Raw genomic sequence first — 16,424 nt, 5'->3', positions numbered from 1 at the left:
GCGACACCATGCAGCATCTCGACGATGCCACCCGTACCCAGCTCGAAGCCGCCGCGTTCCGTCGCCTGCTCAAGCACTTGGACGCCAACAAGGACGTGCAGAACATCGACCTAATGATCCTTGCCGATTTCTGTCGAAATTGCCTGGCGAAATGGCTGGTTGCCGCCGCCGAGGAGCGTGACGTCGCGCTCGATGACGAGGCGGCGCGTGAGCATGTCTACGGCATGCCGTACGCCGAGTGGAAGTCGCGCTACCAACAGGATGCCACGCCGGAGCAGCTGGCGGCCTTCCAGGCACGGCAGGCTGGCAAGCAGGAAGACAAGTCATGAGCGAGGCGATGATTCCGCTGCGTATCGCGGTGCTGACTATTTCGGACACCCGCGATCTCGGCAGCGACAAGAGCGGTGCCCTGCTGATCGAAAGCCTGACGGAAGCGGGTCATCGGCTCGTCGAGCGGCGCATCGTCATCGACGACATCTACCAGATCCGCGCGGTGGTGGCCGAGTGGATCGCCGACCCGCAGGTTCAGGTCATCCTGACTACCGGCGGCACCGGCTTCACCGGGCGGGATTCCACGCCCGAGGCGGTGTCCGTCCTGCTGGACAAGCGTATCGAAGGCTTCGGCGAGCAGTTCCGCCAGCTTTCCGCCCAGGAAATCGGCAGCTCCACCATCCAGAGCCGCTGCCTGGGCGGCCTGGCCAACGCCACGGTAATCTTCTGTCTGCCCGGCTCCAGCGGCGCCTGCCGCACCGCCTGGGAAGGCCTGCTGGCCGAGCAGCTCGACAGCCGCCACAAGCCGTGCAATTTTGCCAACCTGGTGATTCCCGAGCGAGGCCAGCATGGCTGAGCTGCAGTCCGTCGAAGCAGCGCTGGCCGCGCTGCTTGACCAGCTCGTGCCCGTGGAGTCGGAAATCGTGCCCTGTGAGCTGGCAGCACAGCGCGTGCTGGCCGATGAGGTCATTGCACGGCTCGACGTGCCGCCCTTCGCCAACAGCGCGATGGACGGTTATGCCTTGCACCACGCAGACGCTGGCCAGACCCTCCCTATTGCCCAGCGCATTGCAGCTGGGAGCGTTCCGCAGCCGCTGGCACGGGGAACCTGTGCCAGGATCTTTACCGGCGCCCCGCTGCCGCCAGGCGCCGACTGCGTGGTCATGCAGGAAAAGGCCGAAGCCGCCGGCGAGGCGGTGATGATGCCTGCCAACGTGCCGCTCGATAACAACGTTCGCCACCGGGGCTGCGACGTGACCGCTGGCAGCGTGCTGCTCGGCCGCGGCCACCGCCTGAACGCCGCTGCCCTCGGCCACCTGGCCAGCCAAGGTATTGCCAAGGTGGCGGTACGCCGCCGCCCCCGTGTTGCCCTGCTCACCAGCGGCGACGAGATCGTCGAGCCCGGCCGACCTTTGTTGCCGGGCCAAATCTACAACAGCAATCGACCGATGCTGAGCGAGCTGTTGCAACGCTTCGGCGCCGAACTTACGTTCGTCGCCAGCATGCCCGACGACGCCCAGGGTACCCGCAATACCCTCCGGCACGCGGCGGAGCTAGCCGATGTGGTGGTCACCACGGGCGGAGTCAGCGTGGGTGAAGAGGATCACGTCAAAGCGGCCATCGAGGCGATCGGTCGGCTCGACCTCTGGCGTCTGGCACTGAAGCCCGGCAAGCCGCTGGCGCTGGGGCGCCTGGAAGACAGCCGCGGGCGCGAGGTGCGATTCGTCGGCCTTCCCGGCAACCCCGTTTCCAGCTTCGTTGCTGCCTGGCTGTTCCTGCGTCCGCTGCTGGGCGCTCTGCTCGACTGCCCCGAACTCGCCAACCTGCCTACGCTCAAGGCGCGTGCCGGCTTTGCCACACGTACTGGGCCGCGGCGGCACTACATGCGTGTGGCCCTGGCCATGGACGATGACGGCATCACGGCACAAGCCTACGCCGACCAGGGCTCGGGCGTGCTCTCGTCGTGCGTCGTGGCCGACGCGCTGGCCGTTATCCCGGCAGACAGCCGGGTCGAGGTGGGCGACCCGGTCTCCTGCCCGTGGCTTCGGGCCGACTGAAGCGCGGGTGGCTCAGGCCCCGGGGGCGACCTCGAGCTCGGCGGCAACCGCCGGCCAGAGCTGCATGAAATCCTCTCTCAGCTGGTCATAGTCCGCTTTCAGCCAGGGAACGAGAGCCTCCAGGTGATTCGGTCCCGACAGGCGCTGGCCGATGCCGCTGACCGCCCGGCAGGTGAACGCAAAATCGGAATAGCGATGCAGCCAGTCCTGTGCGATCAGGGCCGGAATCATGCCCGCCAGTCGCGCCGGCGCTGGCCGCTGACGTAACACTCGGTAGCTGCGAGCCACCAGCTCGGATTCGCGGCGGTGCAGCGACAGCTGGCGTGCCACGAAATGGTCCCATACCAGGTCGAGCGCGATACCAGCGTAACGACGATGCGGGTGAGGGCACGACGACGCGCCGAGAGCACCGTGGGATGTGCATCCACGAAGGCATCGACCCGGCGGTGATGGCGTATCCCCAGGGCCACGTCCTGCGGCCAGGCAGAAAGGTCGCTGCCCTTGACCCCGTCGGCGATCAGGTTGCCGTAAAGGAAGGCATCGCTCCCTGCACGGGCCAGCCAGGCATGGGCAAGAAAGTTCATCGCATCAGAGGCAGTTGGCCGGCTTGGGCAGCCCGGCCAGACGTGCCGCGACCTTGGCCGGGCTATCGGGAAAAAGCGTCAACAAATGCACCGAGCGGCCCTTTTCGGGGCCTAGCGCCTGACCCACCGCCTTGACCAGAGGGCGCATGGCGGGTGCCGCCTCGTAGCGCTGGTAGAAGTCGCGCAGCACCCTAATGACCTCCCAGTGCTCTTCGGTCAGCGCCCGCCCCTCCTCTGCGGCAAGAGCCTTGGCCACGTCCGGCGTCCAGTCGGCGAGGTCAACCAGGTAACCTTCTGGGTCGAGGGCAATCGGGGAGCCGTCGACATCGAGATAACGATCGGTAGCGGTAGAAGCCATCAGAACCAGCTCACTGTCTTGTCGGCTTCTTCGGTCAGGGTCACGAAGCCATCGACGTCCACCACCTGGACGCCTGCATCGCAGCGCCCCTCCAGGCCACGGGCGACGAGATCTTCACGCAGGGCAAAGATGCGACCTTCTACCGCCTGAAAATGGGGAACCTGTGTAGCCAATGCCCCGAGCACGCCATCCTCGACCAGCAGCAGGCGGTCATCGGGTCCCATCCCGGCCAGCGCATCGCGATAGGCGAGACTGGTGCCAGGCGAGCGGTTCAGTATGTGTAGGATCATGGGCTGCCTCGCATCGTGCTGATGTGCCGGATCGTAAGACGTCAGAACGTCAGGACCAGGGCATGCCCGTCGATCAGCCGGGCAATGGCCGCACTGTCGACCAGGTGGCAGGCAAGCGACAGGTCCTGTACCGAAAGGGCCTGTGCGGCCCTGGCCGAATCGTCCACGTAGATCGACTCGATGTCGTACATGGCCAGCATGTCGAGCGTGGCGGCCGTACCTTTCTGGCCCAGAGCTCCCGGGCCTTGGCCTTTGGCCAGCGCCGCCACGCCATCCCCTGGAACAGCAAGCTTACCTGCTGCCCGAACGCCGCGGCGACCAGGGCGGCGTCCAGTCCTTCACGTAACCAGCTGCTGCCATGGGGCGCATGCCGAAGCACGACCAGCAGGTCGCCGTACCGGGCCGCATCTCGTTGGCTCATGGCGGCCTCCTCAGGGCGCAAAGGTGACAAGGCGATCAACCTCCTGACCCAGACCAATCAACTGGCCAAGGCCGGTCAGCTCGAAGGGCGCTTCGACGCTGTGGCCGCTCTTGCCGTGTCGCAGCGCCTCGCGCTCATCGAGCAGGCCGCGGCGCAGCGCTGCGGAAATGCAAACCTGTAGCTGGGTGCCATGCGCCTGGTGCAGTTCGCACCAGGCATCGTAAAGGTGCGGTTCGTCCTGCGGCGGCGCGGCCAGTCGGGCTGCGTTGTACACCCCATCATGATAGAAGAACACGGCCTCAAGAACGTGTCCTCTGGCAAGCAGCCCGGAAGCAAAGCGCAGCGCGGAATGGCTGGCCTGGCTGCTGTAGGGCGCCCCTTGGACGAGTAAGGCATATCGCATGGAGAAAGCTTCCATCAAAATGCGCAGGCCCGCTTGTGCGGGGCCTGCGAACAGCTACCGCTTTGCGATCAATCGTTGCTCATGATGCCGAGCAGTGCCAGCAGGCTGACGAAGAGGTTGTAGATCGAGACGTAGAGCGTGATGGTGGCAAGGATATAGTTGGTCTCGCCGGCGCGGTGCACAATCTCGCTGGTCTGGTAAAGGATGGCCGCCGAGGCGAACAGCACAAAGCCAGCCGAAACCATGAGCATCAGGGTCGGGATCTGGAAGATCAGCCCCGCCACCATGGCCAGGATCAGTACGATGGCACCGGCCATGAGGAAGTTGCCGAGGAAGCTGAAGTCCTTCTTGCTGACCAGCGCCACGGCGGAAAGGCCGATGAAGGTCAGGCCGGTCATGGCCAGTGCATTCATGATCAGCGCCGCGCCGTTGGGCAGGGCCAGGTAAGCGCTGAGAATGGGGCCGAGCGTGAAGCCCATGAAGCCAGTAAAGGCAAAGGTTGCCAGCAGGCCGGCGGCCGAATTGGCAGTCTTGTGGACCAGGAACATCAAGCCGTATGCGCCGATGAAGAACACGAAGATGTTCATCCGTTCGACGCCCATGGCCATGGCGGCACCCGCTGTGACGGCGGAGAACAGCAGTGTCATCGCCAGTAGCGCATAGGTATTGCGCAGCACCTTGTTGGTGCTGACGGCTTGGGACGAGTGCTGGGCCACATGTGTGTCGTGGTAGGCCATTGATCCAGAGCTCCCTGTGGTTGATCTTTGTTGATCTCTGCAGTGGACCAAGAATGCCGTTCGTTGGTTCCCGACGCAACCCCTTAGTACTGCAAGGATCAACGCCTGATCATCGCAAGCACTTGCGGCAACTGTATACCGTCGTCTTGTTGCCTTGCCGGCGGTTGCCGGCCTCGACTGGCGCTTTCTTGGGCGGAGCCTGGCGCGAACCCCTTGACCTACAGAGCAAAACTGGTAATATTCGCCCCCGTGAGCCGGAGGGATGGCAGAGCGGTTGAATGCACCGGTCTTGAAAACCGGCAAGGGTTAACGCCCTTCCAGGGTTCGAATCCCTGTCCCTCCGCCATTACATGAAGAAAAGCCACTGTCATCAGTGGCTTTTCTTTTTCTGGGGGTTATTCCCAAGCATGGCGGTCTGGCCACCGCTTGCAAGGTGGCGTTGGCAAAGGCTGGGCGAATCCCTTTTTCAGGAGGCTCCCTGAATGGCACTGAAAGCCACTATCTTCAAGGCAAGGCTCCAGATAGCCGACATGGATCGCCATTACTACGGCGAGCATGCCCTCACTCTCGCCCGCCACCCCTCGGAGACCGACGAGCGCATGATGCTGCGCCTGCTTGCCTTCGCTCGCCATGCCGAGGAAGACCTGGCCTTCGGCCGCGGCGTCAGCGCCGACGATGAGCCAGACCTTTGGCTGAAGAACCTGAGCGGCGAGATCGATCTGTGGATTCAGCTTGGCCAGCCGGAAGAGCGTGAGGTACGACGCGCCTGCGGCCGGGCCAAGCAAGTCGTTCTCTACACCTACAGTGGCCAGGGCGCCAGGATCTGGTGGGAGCAGCTTGGCAACAAGCTCGCCGGGCTTGCCAACCTCTCGATCTACGATATTTCGCCGGAGAGCATGTCGGCGCTGGGGCAGTTGGCGGCTCGCAGTATGGTTCTGAACATAACGCTTCAGGATGGCGCGCTCTGGGTGAGCGATGACAAGACGTCTGTTGAGGTGGAACTTCACGCACGCCTGGCCCATTGACGGATACCTATACCTTCGTCGCAAATTTTCTAGATTGTTAGCCGCCTTATCACTATTGCAGTGCAATAACGCATGTTAAGATTTTGGGGTTTTTCCCTCCCCTTTCCATGCAGGAACGACCCCATGCCGACTGGCAGCTGCTACCTCCCCAGACTTCGGGCGCAAGCCCGGTGGTCGAGTCTTCTATTGCTGTTATTTCTTGCTATTACGTTCAGTCCCGATGCCTTGGCTGCAACAGGCTCGCTTGACTTAACGGGCTCCACGGTGGGCCTGATCGCCGTCGCCATCTTCGTCCTGGCTTATGCGCTGGTCATGGGCGAAGAGAAATTGCACATGCGTAAATCGAAGCCGGTGCTGGTGGCGGCCGGTCTGATCTGGGCCATGATCGGCTGGGTATATGTCCAGTCGGGAATGCCTGCCGACGCAGAGCACGCCTTTCGCGAAACGCTTCTCGAGTTCACCGAGTTGATGCTGTTCCTGCTGGTGGCGATGACTTATATCAACGCCATGGAGGAGCGCCGCGTCTTTGATGCCCTGCGCTCCTGGATGCTACGCAAGGGCTTCAGCTACCGCCAGCTGTTCTGGATCACCGGTGGGCTGGCGTTCTTTATTTCTCCCATCGCCGACAACCTGACTACCGCCATGCTCATGTGCGCCGTCGTCACCAAGGTGGCCGAAGGTGACCGACGCTTCATTAACCTATGCTGTATCAACATTGTGATCGCCGCCAACGCGGGCGGAGCCTTCAGCCCCTTTGGTGACATCACCACGTTGATGGTGTGGCAGGCGGGCATCATCCAGTTCTCGGAATTCTTCACCCTGTTGCTGCCGTCACTGGTCAACTTCCTGATCCCGGCCTCGGTGATGAGCTTCTTCATCAAGGCTCACCGGCCGGAAGGCGTATATGAGGATGTCTGGCTCAAGCGCGGAGCCAGGCGCATCGTGCTGCTGTTCCTGCTGACGGTGGCCACGGCCGTGGCCTGTCACACCCTGCTGCATCTGCCCCCAGTGCTGGGCATGATGACGGGACTTGGCTACCTGCAGTTCTTCGGCTACTACCTGCGCCGCAGCCTGCCACGCTCGATAGAGCGCAAGCGCGAGCGCTACACCCGGCGAGGAGACGAACGCAAACTGGCCCAGTTGGGTAGCGTCGTGCCTTTCGATGTCTTCAACCGCGTCGCACGCGCTGAATGGGATACGTTGCTGTTCTTCTATGGCGTAGTGATGTGTGTCGGAGGACTGGGCTTCATGGGCTATCTAGGGCTGCTTTCCGAAACCCTTTATACGGGCTGGAGCGCCACCTGGGCCAATATCACGCTGGGGGTGATTTCGGCCGTGGTCGATAACATTCCGGTCATGTTCGCCGTGCTTACCATGCAGCCGGAGATGTCGCACGGCCAGTGGCTGTTGATTACCCTGACCGCCGGCGTGGGGGGCAGCCTGCTCTCGATTGGCTCGGCGGCAGGAGTCGCCCTGATGGGCCAGGCAAGAGGAAGCTATACGTTCATGGGGCATTTGCGCTGGGCACCGGTGATCCTGCTGGGCTATATCGCCAGCATTGTCGTGCACCTGTGGCTGAATGCGGCAAGCTTTGCCAACTAAGGCTCCTGCCAATGACTGCGCCCGGCTTAGGCCGGGCGCAGTTGTTTCGAGGGTCTTTACAATTGTGGCTTTGCGAATGGGTCTTGCCGTTAGCAGGCTTGTAAAACGGTTTCGTCGAATGAGGCGTGGCTAAGTCGCCACGGTCAATCGAGTAAAGCCGGTCCTGCCTTTTGCAGCAGAAACGCCCATGCCCCAATGTATAACGTCAGAAAATGAGCATCAGCAGGCCAATGACCACAAGCAGGCCAATGAGAAAGATGATACCGGCTGTGCTGGCGAGAAATTTGAGCATGGTGTGACTCTCCTTGTCGCTGTGAAACGTCGTTGCGGGAAACGTTGAGGCATCCAGGCCGTGGCCAAAGGCTCGTTGGTTCTGCCGACACGACACTGCGAGTGGCATCGGCCATGTTCCGCTGTTCCCGGTTCGGCAGGCGTCGATGCAGCTGCACGAAGGCTCACCCTGAAGATAGAGCCCACCCTAGGGGGCGCAAGCGAAGCGGCGGTTAGTAAAGGCGCAGCCCGACCCGAGTGATCCGGTTACCTTCCATGGCACTGACGACCCAGTGGATGCCATGCCAATCCACGTCATCGCCGACCACCGGGTGGCCTCCGACTCGCAGCGAAACAAATTCCGCCAGCGTCATTTCGCTCTCTCCCGGGCTCAGGGTCAGGCCGTATACAGCGGCGATATCGCGCATCAGGGCATCCCCATCGAAGGTGAAGGTGCCGAAGAAGGCCCGCTCCTGCTTCAGCTTGGCGTTGCCGCTGAACAGGCGATTGAGCGCCGGCAGATCATGGCTACGCCCGATCACGCAGATCACATCCCCCACCTTCAGCCGGGTGCTGCCCTTGGGGTGCAACATGGCGTGCTCGCGAAACAGGGCGGAGATCACCGCGCCGGAAGGAAAGCGCAGCAGGCGTATCGGCACGTCGTCGAGGTCTTCGTTGTCCACGACATAGACGAACATCTCGAAGTCGTTTTCTGGCAAGATGCCCAGCGGCCCGCGGTGATTGGGCGAGACGCCCAGGGGCACCTCGACGCGCATCCAGCGGGCCATCAGCGGCAAGGTCCCTCCCTGGATCAGCAGCGACATCAGTACCACCGCAAAGGCCACGTTGAAATAGAGCGCGGAGTTCTCGACCCCCCGATGACCGGGAAAATCGCCAGCACGATGGGTACTGCACCGCGCAGCCCCACCCAGGAAATGAAGCCGATCTCTCGCCAGCGGAACTTGAAGAAGGGCTTGATGGTGATCAGTACCGCCAGGGGGCGCGCAATGAAGATCAGCGCCAGAGCCACCAGCGAGGCCGGCAGGGCAAATTCCAGCAGCCCCGATGGACTGACCAGCAGGCCCAGGATGAGGAAGAGTCCGATCTGGCTCAACCACGCCAGGCCATCGTGCACAGGCAGGATGAAATTGAGGTGACGACCGGGCTGGTTGCCGATCATCAGCCCGGTGAGGTAGATGGCCAGGAAGCCTGACCCGCCGAGCAGGCTGGTCAGGCCGAAGACGCAGAAGCCAAGCGCCAGGGCCAGCAGCGAATAGAGCCCAGGCGCCAAGTCGAGCGAGCGCAGCAGCTTGGCGCTCAGCCAGCCGCCCCCAGGCCGATGACCAGGGCCAGGCCGAACTGCGATACCAGGAACAGTACCGTCGAGGCTGCGCCTCGAATGTCCCCTACCAGCATTTCGACCAGCAGCAGCGTGAGGAAGATCGCCATGGGGTCGTTGGTACCCGACTCGATCTCTAGGGTGGCGCTGACGCGTTCGTTGAGATGCACGCCGCGCCCACTGAGCATCGAAAACACGGCCGCCGCATCGGTAGAACCGACGATGGCACCCACCAGCAGTCCCTGGATCAAGGTCAAGTCAAAGACCCACATGGCGATCAGGCCGACTACCGAACTGGTGACGAAGACCCCTAGCGTAGCCAGCGACAACGCGGGCCTGAAGCCGACGCGGAAGGTGGTGAGGCGCGTGCGAAGCCCGCCATCGAGAAGGATCATGGCCAGCGCCAGGTGACCGATCAGGAAGGCTAGCGAATAGTCATCGAATTGAATGCCCAGCACGCCGTCTTCACCCGCCAGCATACCGAGCCCAAGGAAAATCAACAGCAAGGGCAGCCCGACCAGGGAGGAGAGGCGACTGGCAAGTACGCTCAGGGCGATCAGGAAGCCCGAGAGCAGAAAGAGCGTGTTGATCGTATCCATACCGTTCCCCGCTGGCGAAGGGGTCATTATGACATGCCACACCCGCCGGCACAGGGGTAGCTTTGCTAGCCAGCGAGGAGCAGGCGACGCTAAACTGCCGTTTTACGAAGATTTACACTGGCGCCGGAGACCCGCCATGGGCAGTCCACCTCATGCTCGCTGCTACCATTTAGGGCGCCTTGCTGCGCTGCTGCTGCTGTGCTTGCAGCTGACGCCTGCCGTCGCCGAAATGGAAGGCGAAGCAGCGCAGGCTCTAGCGGTCCCGCAGGCCAGTCAGGAGAGTGAATCAAGGCTTGCCACCGGGCCGCTGCCGACGGAAGCCTTGGCCTCTCCGCCGCCCACGCCTCTGGTTGCGGTGCCCCCGTAGTCGACGGGCCCTCGTTCCTCCGCCTGCTCGTGCCCAGCGCTGCGCTGAGTGCAAGGCCAGCCGAGAAGACAATACTCGAAGACGCGCCGGCCACCGTGGCAAGCCCTGAAGTGCCACTGGTGATCAGCGCGCCCGCCGAACCACTGGTGCCCCCGCCGGTTAAAAGGCTGGAGGTGACGCTTGACTGGTACCCGGGCCCTGAACACGCCTTGCTGCTCATCGCGCGCGAAAAGGGTATGTTCAAGCGCCGCGGGCTGGAAGTCGCCCTGGCCACCCCCGCCGACCCCAGCGTACCGGCGAAGCTGCTGGCGGCCGGCAGGACCGACCTGGTCGTCGGGCGCCAGACGCAGCTGCACCTGCTGGCCGACCAGGGGCTTCCGCTCGTTCGCGTGGCTACCCTGGTCGACACGCCCATGGCAGGCCTGGCCTTGCGGGAATCCGTCCTAGCGGGCTCTCCCTCCGAAATCAGTTACGAGACGCTGACCTTCGGCTATATCGACCAGGACGGCCGTGACATTCTGCTGGCACGCGCCCTTGCCCACTTGATGGATATCAGCGCGGCCCTCGACCTGGTCGAGACGCGCGAGGTCAACTACGGTGTGCTCACTGCGCTTCGTGAAGGCGAAGTAGGCGCCATGCTGCTGCATAAGCGCTTCCTGCCACCGCGCCAATGGGCGGACGAGGGCATCGCGACCCGACTGCTGCCCGTTGAGGAACTGGGCCTTCCGCCGCATGATGGGCTAATCCTCATGGCCAATCGCGACCAGATCAACGGCAAGCGCGACGCCATACGGTATGTGGTCGCCGCACTGGAAGAGGCCGCCATGTGGATCGTTAACCATCCTGAGAAAGCCTGGTCGATCATGGCGGAAGCGGAGCCCTTGCTGAATGACCCCAACCTGCGTGAAACCTGGAAGGACATCATGCCGCGGCTGGCATTGCGCCCCGCCGCGGTCGACCTGGGCCGGTATCGGCGCTTCGACCACTATCTGCTGGAGGCGGGCCTGCTGGAGCGAGGCACGCCGGCAGAACGCCTGACTGTCGATCTCGACGGCCAGGCGCCCTGAGCAGCGGGTTACGCCCGCTGCTGCGCCAGGAAGGCGTTGACTTCGGCCTGGAAGGCCTCAGGCTGCTCGGCATGCAGCCAGTGCCCCGCCTGCTCCAGCGTGCGAATTTCCGCCTGGGGCAGCACCGCCAGGATCTCCGGGCGCATCGCGTCGGTCACGTAGTGGGAGCGCCCGCCCCGCAGCAGCAGGGTTGGCCCTTCATAGGCTCCCTCACCGGCCGGCCCCTGCATGATATCGCTGTACCCCGCTTCGATCTGCCGCAGGCCGATACGCAATTCAAGGCCCTGCTCGCCGCGCTCCAAATTGGTGGCAAGGAACAGCCGCGTCGCGCGGTCCTCAACGTGCTCGGCCAGCAGCTCATCGGCCTCCCGCCGCGACGCCGGCTTGCCCGCGTCGACGGAGCGAAGCCCGGCGAACACGGCGTCATGGCCGTGGGAATAGGGCAGAGGCGCAATGTCGGCCACGATCAGCGAGGCCACCCGCTCAGGAGCCAGTCGTGCCAGGCTGATTACCACCTTGCCGCCCATGGAGTGCCCGAGAAGGTGGGCGCGCTCGATAGCCAGCGAATCCATCAGAGCCAGCAGGTCCCCTGCCATCTGCGCATAGTGCATGCCCTCGGCATGGGGTGAGCGACCATGGTTGCGCAGGTCAACGGCCACGACGCGCCGCGCCTGCTGCCACTGCTTGACGTGGGAGCGCCAGTTGTCGGCGCTGCCCAGCAGCCCATGGACCACCACCAGCGGAATGCCCTCTCCTCCGGTATCGGTAAAAGCGAGTTCGACCGTCATGCATGTCTCCCTGGGTCGGTTGTGGGGTCAGGTGCGCTGGGGTGTCAGCTCCTGCTTCCCGGTGAGGTCTACCAGCCGGCGGCTGAGCCATGCCAGCAGCACGCCGTAAAGCGGCAGGAAGAACAGCAGGCTGATGGCGAGCTTGATCACATAGTCGACCACGGCGATTTCCATCCAGTTGGCCGCCATGAAGGGGTCGGGGCTGCGGTAGAAGGCCATCGAGAAGAAGGCCGCCGTATCCGCCAGGTTGCCGAATACGGTCGATACCGCTGGCGCCACCCACCAGGCGCGCAGTCCGCGCAGCCGGTCGAACACCTGAACGTCCAGCAGCTGACCCAGGACATAGGCCATGAAGCTGGCCAGGGCAATACGTGCCACGAACAGGTTCCACTCGCCCAGCGCCTCAATCCCCGCATAGCCGCCGCGGGGAAATACCACGGATACGACGTACGAGATGATCAGTGCCGGCAGCATGACGCGAGTAATGATAGCCCGCGCCGGCTCCTTGCCGAACAGGCGTACCGTCAGGTCGGTGGCCAGGAAGATGAAGGGAAAGCTAAAGGCTCCCCAGGTGGTATGAAAACCGAATAGCGTGAAGGGAAGCTGGACCAGATAGTTGCTGGCGGCAATGACGACAATATGAAACGTGACAAGCAGCGCAACGCAGCGTCGCTGCTGCACTTCGGTCAGGACGAACATGAGCTTTCCTTTTTTGCGGATGAGGGGTAAGGGAACCCTCGGTTTCTCGAGGCGCGGATTATACGCACTGCCGTGGAGCGTGGCCAATCCACCCTGACGTGAAACGCCGCCCCGGGGGCGGCGTTGCAATCCCGGCAGGCTCAGACCTGGCGGGCTTGGTGCGCGGCTCCGATTTCGCGCGCCTTCATGGCTTCGTGAACATCCTGCAGGCTCGCCGGGTCATCAATGGTCGACGGTACGCCGAATTCCTGGCCATCGGCGATATTGCGCAGCAGCTTGCGTAGGATCTTGCCCGAGCGGGTCTTGGGCAGCCGGTTCACCACCAGCACCTGCTTGAAGCAGGCGATCGGGCCGATCTTGTCGCGGACCAGTGCGATCAGCTCGTTTTCCAGCGCCACTTCATCGCCGTCGAAGCCATCCTTGGGGATGACCAGCCCGACCGGAAGCTGGCCCTTGAGCGCGTCATGGATGCCGATCACCGCGCACTCCGCGACGGCCTTGTGGGCACCAACGACCTCTTCCATCTCGCCGGTCGAGAGGCGATGGCCGGCGATGTTGATCACGTCATCGGTGCGGCCCATGATGAAGAGGTAGCCATCCTGGTCGAAATAGCCGCCGTCACCGGTCAGGTAATAGCCCGGGTAGGCCGCCATGTAGGCACTGTGGAAGCGCCGTGGGTCTCCCCATACACCGACCAAGCATCCGGGCGGCAGCGGCTGCTTGATGACCACGCTACCCTGCTCCATCGCCTTGGCTTGCTCGCCTTCGCGATCGAGGATCTGCACGTCGAAACCGGGCACCGGCACCGTGGCACTCCCGGCCTTGGTCGGCATCGGGTCGAGGCCATGCAGGTTGGCAGCGATCGGCCAGCCGGTCTCGGTCTGCCACCAATGGTCGATCACCGGCACGTCGAGCAGGTCATCGAGCCAGTGGAAGGTCGGCGGATCGAGGCGCTCGCCGGCCAGGAACAGCGCCTTCAGGCAGGAGATGTCGTACTGCTCCAGCAGCTTGCCGTCCGGGTCCTCCTTCTTGATCGCCCGGAAGGCGGTCGGGGCGGTGAAGAAGCTCTTGACCCGGTATTCGCTGATCAGTCGCCAGAACGCCCCAGCGTCGGGTGTCTTGACCGGCTTGCCTTCGTAGACGACCGTGGTGCAACCGCGCAGCAGCGGGGCGTAGACGATGTAGGAGTGCCCCACCACCCAGCCCACGTCGGACGCCGAAAAGAACACGTCGCCCGGCGCCACGTCGTAGATCGCTTCCATGGAGTAGTGCAGCGCCACGGCATAGCCGCCGGTGTCGCGCACCACGCCCTTGGGCTTGCCCGTGGTGCCCGAGGTATAGAGTACGTACAGCGGGTCGGTTGCCTTTACCGGCACACACGCTGCCGGCGTGGCCTGGGCCGTGAGCGCCGCCCAGTCGTGGTCTTTTTCGCCCAGCGCCGCCTGGAGCTGTTCCCGCTGCAGCACGACGCAGGCCTGGGGCTTGTGCTCGCTCTGCTCGATGGCAGCATCGATGATGGGCTTGTAGGAGATGACGCGATCAACCTCGATACCGCACGATGCCGCCACCACCACCTTGGGCTGTGCATCGTCGATACGCACCGCCAACTCATGCGGGGCGAAGCCCCCGAATACCACCGAATGGATCGCACCCAGGCGGGCACAGGCATACATTGCCACCAGCGCTTCCGGCACCATCGGCATGTAGATGACCACACGGTCGCCCTTCTCGACCCCGAGCGACTGCAATGCACCGGCGAACAGGGCCACCTCGTCGCGCATTTCGCGATAGGTCAGGGTGCGCTTCTTGCCGCTGACGGGGAGTCCCAGTAAATGGCCGGCTGATCGGCGCGACCATTATCCACATGGTGGTCCAGGGCGGCATGACACAGATTGAGTTCGCCGTCGACAAACCAGCGGGCATGGCCTTGGTCATCGTAATCAAGGATCTTGCTGGGCGGAGTGAACCAGGGTATGCGACCCGACTGCTCCTGCCAGAAGGCTTCAGGCTGATCAATCGACTGACGAAAGGTGGCGTTATAGGTTGTCATGAGCGTCTATCCAGCATCGTGGCGTTACAGGAATTGTTGACACTCTAGAGAAATCCTGAGGAATTACCTTCATACCATCGGCTAATCTGGCGCTCTCCTCCCTTTATCCAACCTAAATTGTCGACAATATTGCAGCTATCGAGACGCACCTTGCACCACTTAAGTTGAATCTTCGTTTGACAGCCGTCGCTTCCCTATCAATGATAACTAAATCAGTAATGGCATGAATCATGTGTGCTGCACCCGAGCTGAAGCAGGAGCACCGGCCAGCAGCGCCTGCCTTCACGCCATTGACACGTCATTCGCCTGGGGAGCCCTCCGGGCCCGTTCGAGGAGATGACCATGAGCACTTCGCACAGCGCAGCGACGCGTCTTCTCGCCGCCGGCGACCCGGCCATCGACCAGGCCACCGCGCTGCTGAAGGCGCTGGCCAACGAAAACCGATTGCGCATCCTGTGCCTTCTCGACGACACGGAGCTCTCGGTCACCGAGCTCAACCAGCGCCTAGCGCTTAGCCAGTCCGCGCTTTCCCAGCATCTGGCGATTCTCCGCCGCGAAGGCCTGGTCAACACGCGAAGGGCATCGCAGACCATCTACTATTCGCTGCTGGGCGAACAGGCACGCAAGGTGGTGGAAACGCTGGCCAGACTCCAGCAGCTCTAGCGCACGGCGCATCACTTCTTTTCCCAGCGTCCCGCGTCAAGGCGCTCCAAGATGCGCTCCAGACCTGCCTCGATGCCATTGGACACCGCCATGCCCAGTCGCCCTCCCAGGTTATTGCGCGCCTCCAGCCGGACGCTGAGCACACGCGCTTGCGGCAGGCGTGACATCAAGTAGGCCTCGCTGGTACCCAGCGCATCGATCATGCCCTTTTCCAAGGCATCGCGACCGTACCAAATCTCGCCGGTAGCAACAGCTTCGATATCCAGCCCCGGTCGATGCCTGGCGACATGCGCCTTGAAAAGTTGGTGGGTGTGCTCCAGGTCGGACTGGAACTTATCCCGTCCCTCGTCGGTATTCTCGCCGAACACGGTCAGGGTGCGCTTGTACTCACCAGCGGTCAGCAATTCGACGTCAATATCGTGGCGCTTGAGCAGGCGATGCAGGTTGGGCAGCTGGGCAACGACGCCAATCGAGCCAATCACGGCGAAGGGGCAGCACGCAACTGGTCGGCGGCACAGGCCATGAGATAGCCGCCGCTGGCGGCGACCTTGTCCACGCATACCGTCACGGTGAGACGGGCCTCCTTGAGCCGTTCCACCTGGGCGGCGGCCAGGCCATAGGCGTGTACCAGCCCGCCTGGCGACTCCAGGCGCAGCACCACCTCGTCACCATCGCTCGCCGCTGCCAGCACGGCCGAGATTTCTTCGGCGAGGCGCTGCACCCCGTTGGCCTTGATGTCACCGCGAAAATCAAGCACCCACACGGTCGCCCTCGGCTTCGCCTGCTCTTTCGAGGCCTTGAAACGCTGCTTGTCGTCGCGCCGAAAGCCCTTCAGCAGGCGCTTGCGCAAGCTGGGTTCGGCAGCCGCCAAGCCAGCCGGCGGCGGCGATGTTCGTAACGCTGGTTCAGCTCTTCAATGCGCAGGCGCAGCCTGTCGCTTCCCGCCTCGCTTCTGGCGCGCGCAAGCACCGCGATGACTATGCCCAGCACTAACGTCAGGATTGTCAACTGGGCGGCAAACCGACCGATATCCATCAACCATTCATTCACTGGCACGACTCCACTTTCTCAGCTTTTCATCATCCTGACGCGAGGCGTCGGTCAGCACAATGGG

Annotated in this window: 17 protein-coding genes, 1 tRNA gene and 4 pseudogenes; 8 read left to right on the top strand and 14 right to left on the bottom strand. The window is 63.1% G+C overall.

All coding sequences use genetic code 11. From position 1 onward, the window contains the following. Positions 1-8: 8 nt before the first annotated feature. The 3 genes from ACUDAL_RS07515 to ACUDAL_RS07505 are packed head-to-tail and all read left to right on the top strand — an operon-like array spanning position 9 to position 2,048. Complete coding sequence (locus ACUDAL_RS07515; RefSeq protein WP_444677699.1) at positions 9-329, top strand: DUF1244 domain-containing protein; 321 nt, start codon at positions 9-11, stop codon at positions 327-329. Next, the gene (moaB, locus tag ACUDAL_RS07510) at positions 326-847 is read left to right on the top strand and encodes a molybdenum cofactor biosynthesis protein B (protein ID WP_444677698.1); all 522 of its coding nucleotides are present in this window, start codon (positions 326-328) and stop codon (positions 845-847) included. Before ACUDAL_RS07515 ends, moaB begins: the two co-directional genes overlap by 4 nt. After that, positions 840-2,048, top strand: a complete 1,209-nt coding sequence (locus ACUDAL_RS07505; RefSeq protein ID WP_444677697.1) for a molybdopterin molybdotransferase MoeA — start codon at positions 840-842, stop codon at positions 2,046-2,048. Before moaB ends, ACUDAL_RS07505 begins: the two co-directional genes overlap by 8 nt. 12 nt (positions 2,049-2,060) lie before the next feature. Here ACUDAL_RS07505 and ACUDAL_RS07500 read toward each other — a convergent pair. The 6 genes and pseudogenes from ACUDAL_RS07500 to ACUDAL_RS07475 all read right to left on the bottom strand — a co-directional run bounded on the left by ACUDAL_RS07500 (position 2,061) and on the right by ACUDAL_RS07475 (position 4,841). Continuing rightward, positions 2,061-2,632, bottom strand: a pseudogene (locus ACUDAL_RS07500) (acyl carrier protein phosphodiesterase). Positions 2,633-2,636: 4 nt separating this feature from the next. After that, a complete protein-coding gene (locus ACUDAL_RS07495) occupies positions 2,637-2,990 on the bottom strand; it encodes a TusE/DsrC/DsvC family sulfur relay protein (RefSeq protein ID WP_444677696.1) in 354 nt (117 codons plus the stop codon). Continuing rightward, positions 2,990-3,280: a sulfurtransferase complex subunit TusB gene (gene tusB / locus ACUDAL_RS07490; protein WP_444677695.1), complete on the bottom strand. Its 291-nt coding sequence runs from the start codon at positions 3,278-3,280 to the stop codon at positions 2,990-2,992. The genes ACUDAL_RS07495 and tusB overlap by 1 nt, the downstream gene beginning before the upstream one ends. Before the next feature lie 41 nt (positions 3,281-3,321). Next, positions 3,322-3,701: pseudogene (gene tusC, locus ACUDAL_RS07485) on the bottom strand (sulfurtransferase complex subunit TusC). A gap of 10 nt (positions 3,702-3,711) precedes the next feature. Continuing rightward, on the bottom strand, positions 3,712-4,104 hold the full coding sequence (gene tusD, locus ACUDAL_RS07480; protein WP_444679334.1) for a sulfurtransferase complex subunit TusD: 393 nt from the start codon (positions 4,102-4,104) through the stop codon (positions 3,712-3,714). Positions 4,105-4,172: 68 nt separating this feature from the next. Next, a complete protein-coding gene (locus ACUDAL_RS07475) occupies positions 4,173-4,841 on the bottom strand; it encodes a Bax inhibitor-1/YccA family protein (RefSeq protein ID WP_444677694.1) in 669 nt (222 codons plus the stop codon). Between the two features lie 256 nt (positions 4,842-5,097). Here ACUDAL_RS07475 and ACUDAL_RS07470 point away from each other — a divergent pair. The 3 genes from ACUDAL_RS07470 (at position 5,098) to nhaD (ending at position 7,468) form a co-directional block, all read left to right on the top strand. After that, positions 5,098-5,187, top strand: a tRNA-Ser gene (locus ACUDAL_RS07470). Between the two features lie 136 nt (positions 5,188-5,323). Then, positions 5,324-5,866 carry a YaeQ family protein gene (locus ACUDAL_RS07465; protein ID WP_444677693.1) on the top strand — a complete coding sequence of 181 codons (543 nt, stop codon included), beginning with the start codon at positions 5,324-5,326 and terminating at the stop codon, positions 5,864-5,866. 123 nt (positions 5,867-5,989) lie between these two features. Then, positions 5,990-7,468, top strand: a complete 1,479-nt coding sequence (gene nhaD / locus ACUDAL_RS07460; RefSeq protein WP_444677692.1) for a sodium:proton antiporter NhaD — start codon at positions 5,990-5,992, stop codon at positions 7,466-7,468. Between the two features lie 205 nt (positions 7,469-7,673). Here nhaD and ACUDAL_RS07455 read toward each other — a convergent pair whose 3' ends face one another. Next, positions 7,674-7,868: a hypothetical protein gene (locus ACUDAL_RS07455; RefSeq protein WP_444677691.1), complete on the bottom strand. Its 195-nt coding sequence runs from the start codon at positions 7,866-7,868 to the stop codon at positions 7,674-7,676. 103 nt (positions 7,869-7,971) lie between these two features. Next, a pseudogene (locus tag ACUDAL_RS07450) lies at positions 7,972-9,676 on the bottom strand (potassium/proton antiporter). Positions 9,677-10,072: 396 nt separating this feature from the next. Here ACUDAL_RS07450 and ACUDAL_RS07445 point away from each other — a divergent pair. Then, positions 10,073-11,110 carry an ABC transporter substrate-binding protein gene (locus ACUDAL_RS07445; protein ID WP_444677690.1) on the top strand — a complete coding sequence of 346 codons (1,038 nt, stop codon included), beginning with the start codon at positions 10,073-10,075 and terminating at the stop codon, positions 11,108-11,110. 8 nt (positions 11,111-11,118) lie between these two features. Here ACUDAL_RS07445 and ACUDAL_RS07440 read toward each other — a convergent pair whose 3' ends face one another. From ACUDAL_RS07440 to ACUDAL_RS07430, 3 genes and pseudogenes are all read right to left on the bottom strand, one after another. Further along, entirely contained in the window at positions 11,119-11,898 is a 780-nt protein-coding gene (locus ACUDAL_RS07440) for an alpha/beta fold hydrolase (protein ID WP_444677689.1), read from the bottom strand. A 27-nt stretch (positions 11,899-11,925) separates the two neighbouring features. Beyond that, on the bottom strand, positions 11,926-12,597 hold the full coding sequence (locus ACUDAL_RS07435) for a 7-cyano-7-deazaguanine/7-aminomethyl-7-deazaguanine transporter (protein WP_444677688.1): 672 nt from the start codon (positions 12,595-12,597) through the stop codon (positions 11,926-11,928). Positions 12,598-12,737: 140 nt separating this feature from the next. After that, a pseudogene (locus ACUDAL_RS07430) lies at positions 12,738-14,647 on the bottom strand (propionyl-CoA synthetase). A gap of 342 nt (positions 14,648-14,989) precedes the next feature. Between ACUDAL_RS07430 and ACUDAL_RS07425 the strand changes: the two are divergent. Beyond that, positions 14,990-15,310 carry an ArsR/SmtB family transcription factor gene (locus ACUDAL_RS07425; protein ID WP_444677687.1) on the top strand — a complete coding sequence of 107 codons (321 nt, stop codon included), beginning with the start codon at positions 14,990-14,992 and terminating at the stop codon, positions 15,308-15,310. 11 nt (positions 15,311-15,321) lie between these two features. On the opposite strand, the gene ACUDAL_RS07420 is transcribed toward ACUDAL_RS07425, so the two are convergent. The 3 genes from ACUDAL_RS07420 to ACUDAL_RS07410 are packed head-to-tail and all read right to left on the bottom strand — an operon-like array spanning position 15,322 to position 16,360. Beyond that, a complete protein-coding gene (locus ACUDAL_RS07420; protein WP_444677686.1) occupies positions 15,322-15,792 on the bottom strand; it encodes a S49 family peptidase in 471 nt (156 codons plus the stop codon). Then, entirely contained in the window at positions 15,789-16,160 is a 372-nt protein-coding gene (locus tag ACUDAL_RS07415; protein ID WP_444677685.1) for a hypothetical protein, read from the bottom strand. The genes ACUDAL_RS07420 and ACUDAL_RS07415 overlap by 4 nt, the downstream gene beginning before the upstream one ends. Continuing rightward, entirely contained in the window at positions 16,142-16,360 is a 219-nt protein-coding gene (locus ACUDAL_RS07410) for a hypothetical protein (protein WP_444677684.1), read from the bottom strand. Before ACUDAL_RS07410 ends, ACUDAL_RS07415 begins: the two co-directional genes overlap by 19 nt. Positions 16,361-16,424 lie beyond the last annotated feature (64 nt).

Origin of the sequence: Halomonas sp. E19 (genome assembly GCF_052439355.1) — a bacterium.
Taxonomy (GTDB): domain Bacteria; phylum Pseudomonadota; class Gammaproteobacteria; order Pseudomonadales; family Halomonadaceae; genus Halomonas.
The sequence above is the reverse complement of the archived record's forward strand: the minus strand, read 5'-3'. Positions and strand labels throughout refer to the sequence as shown.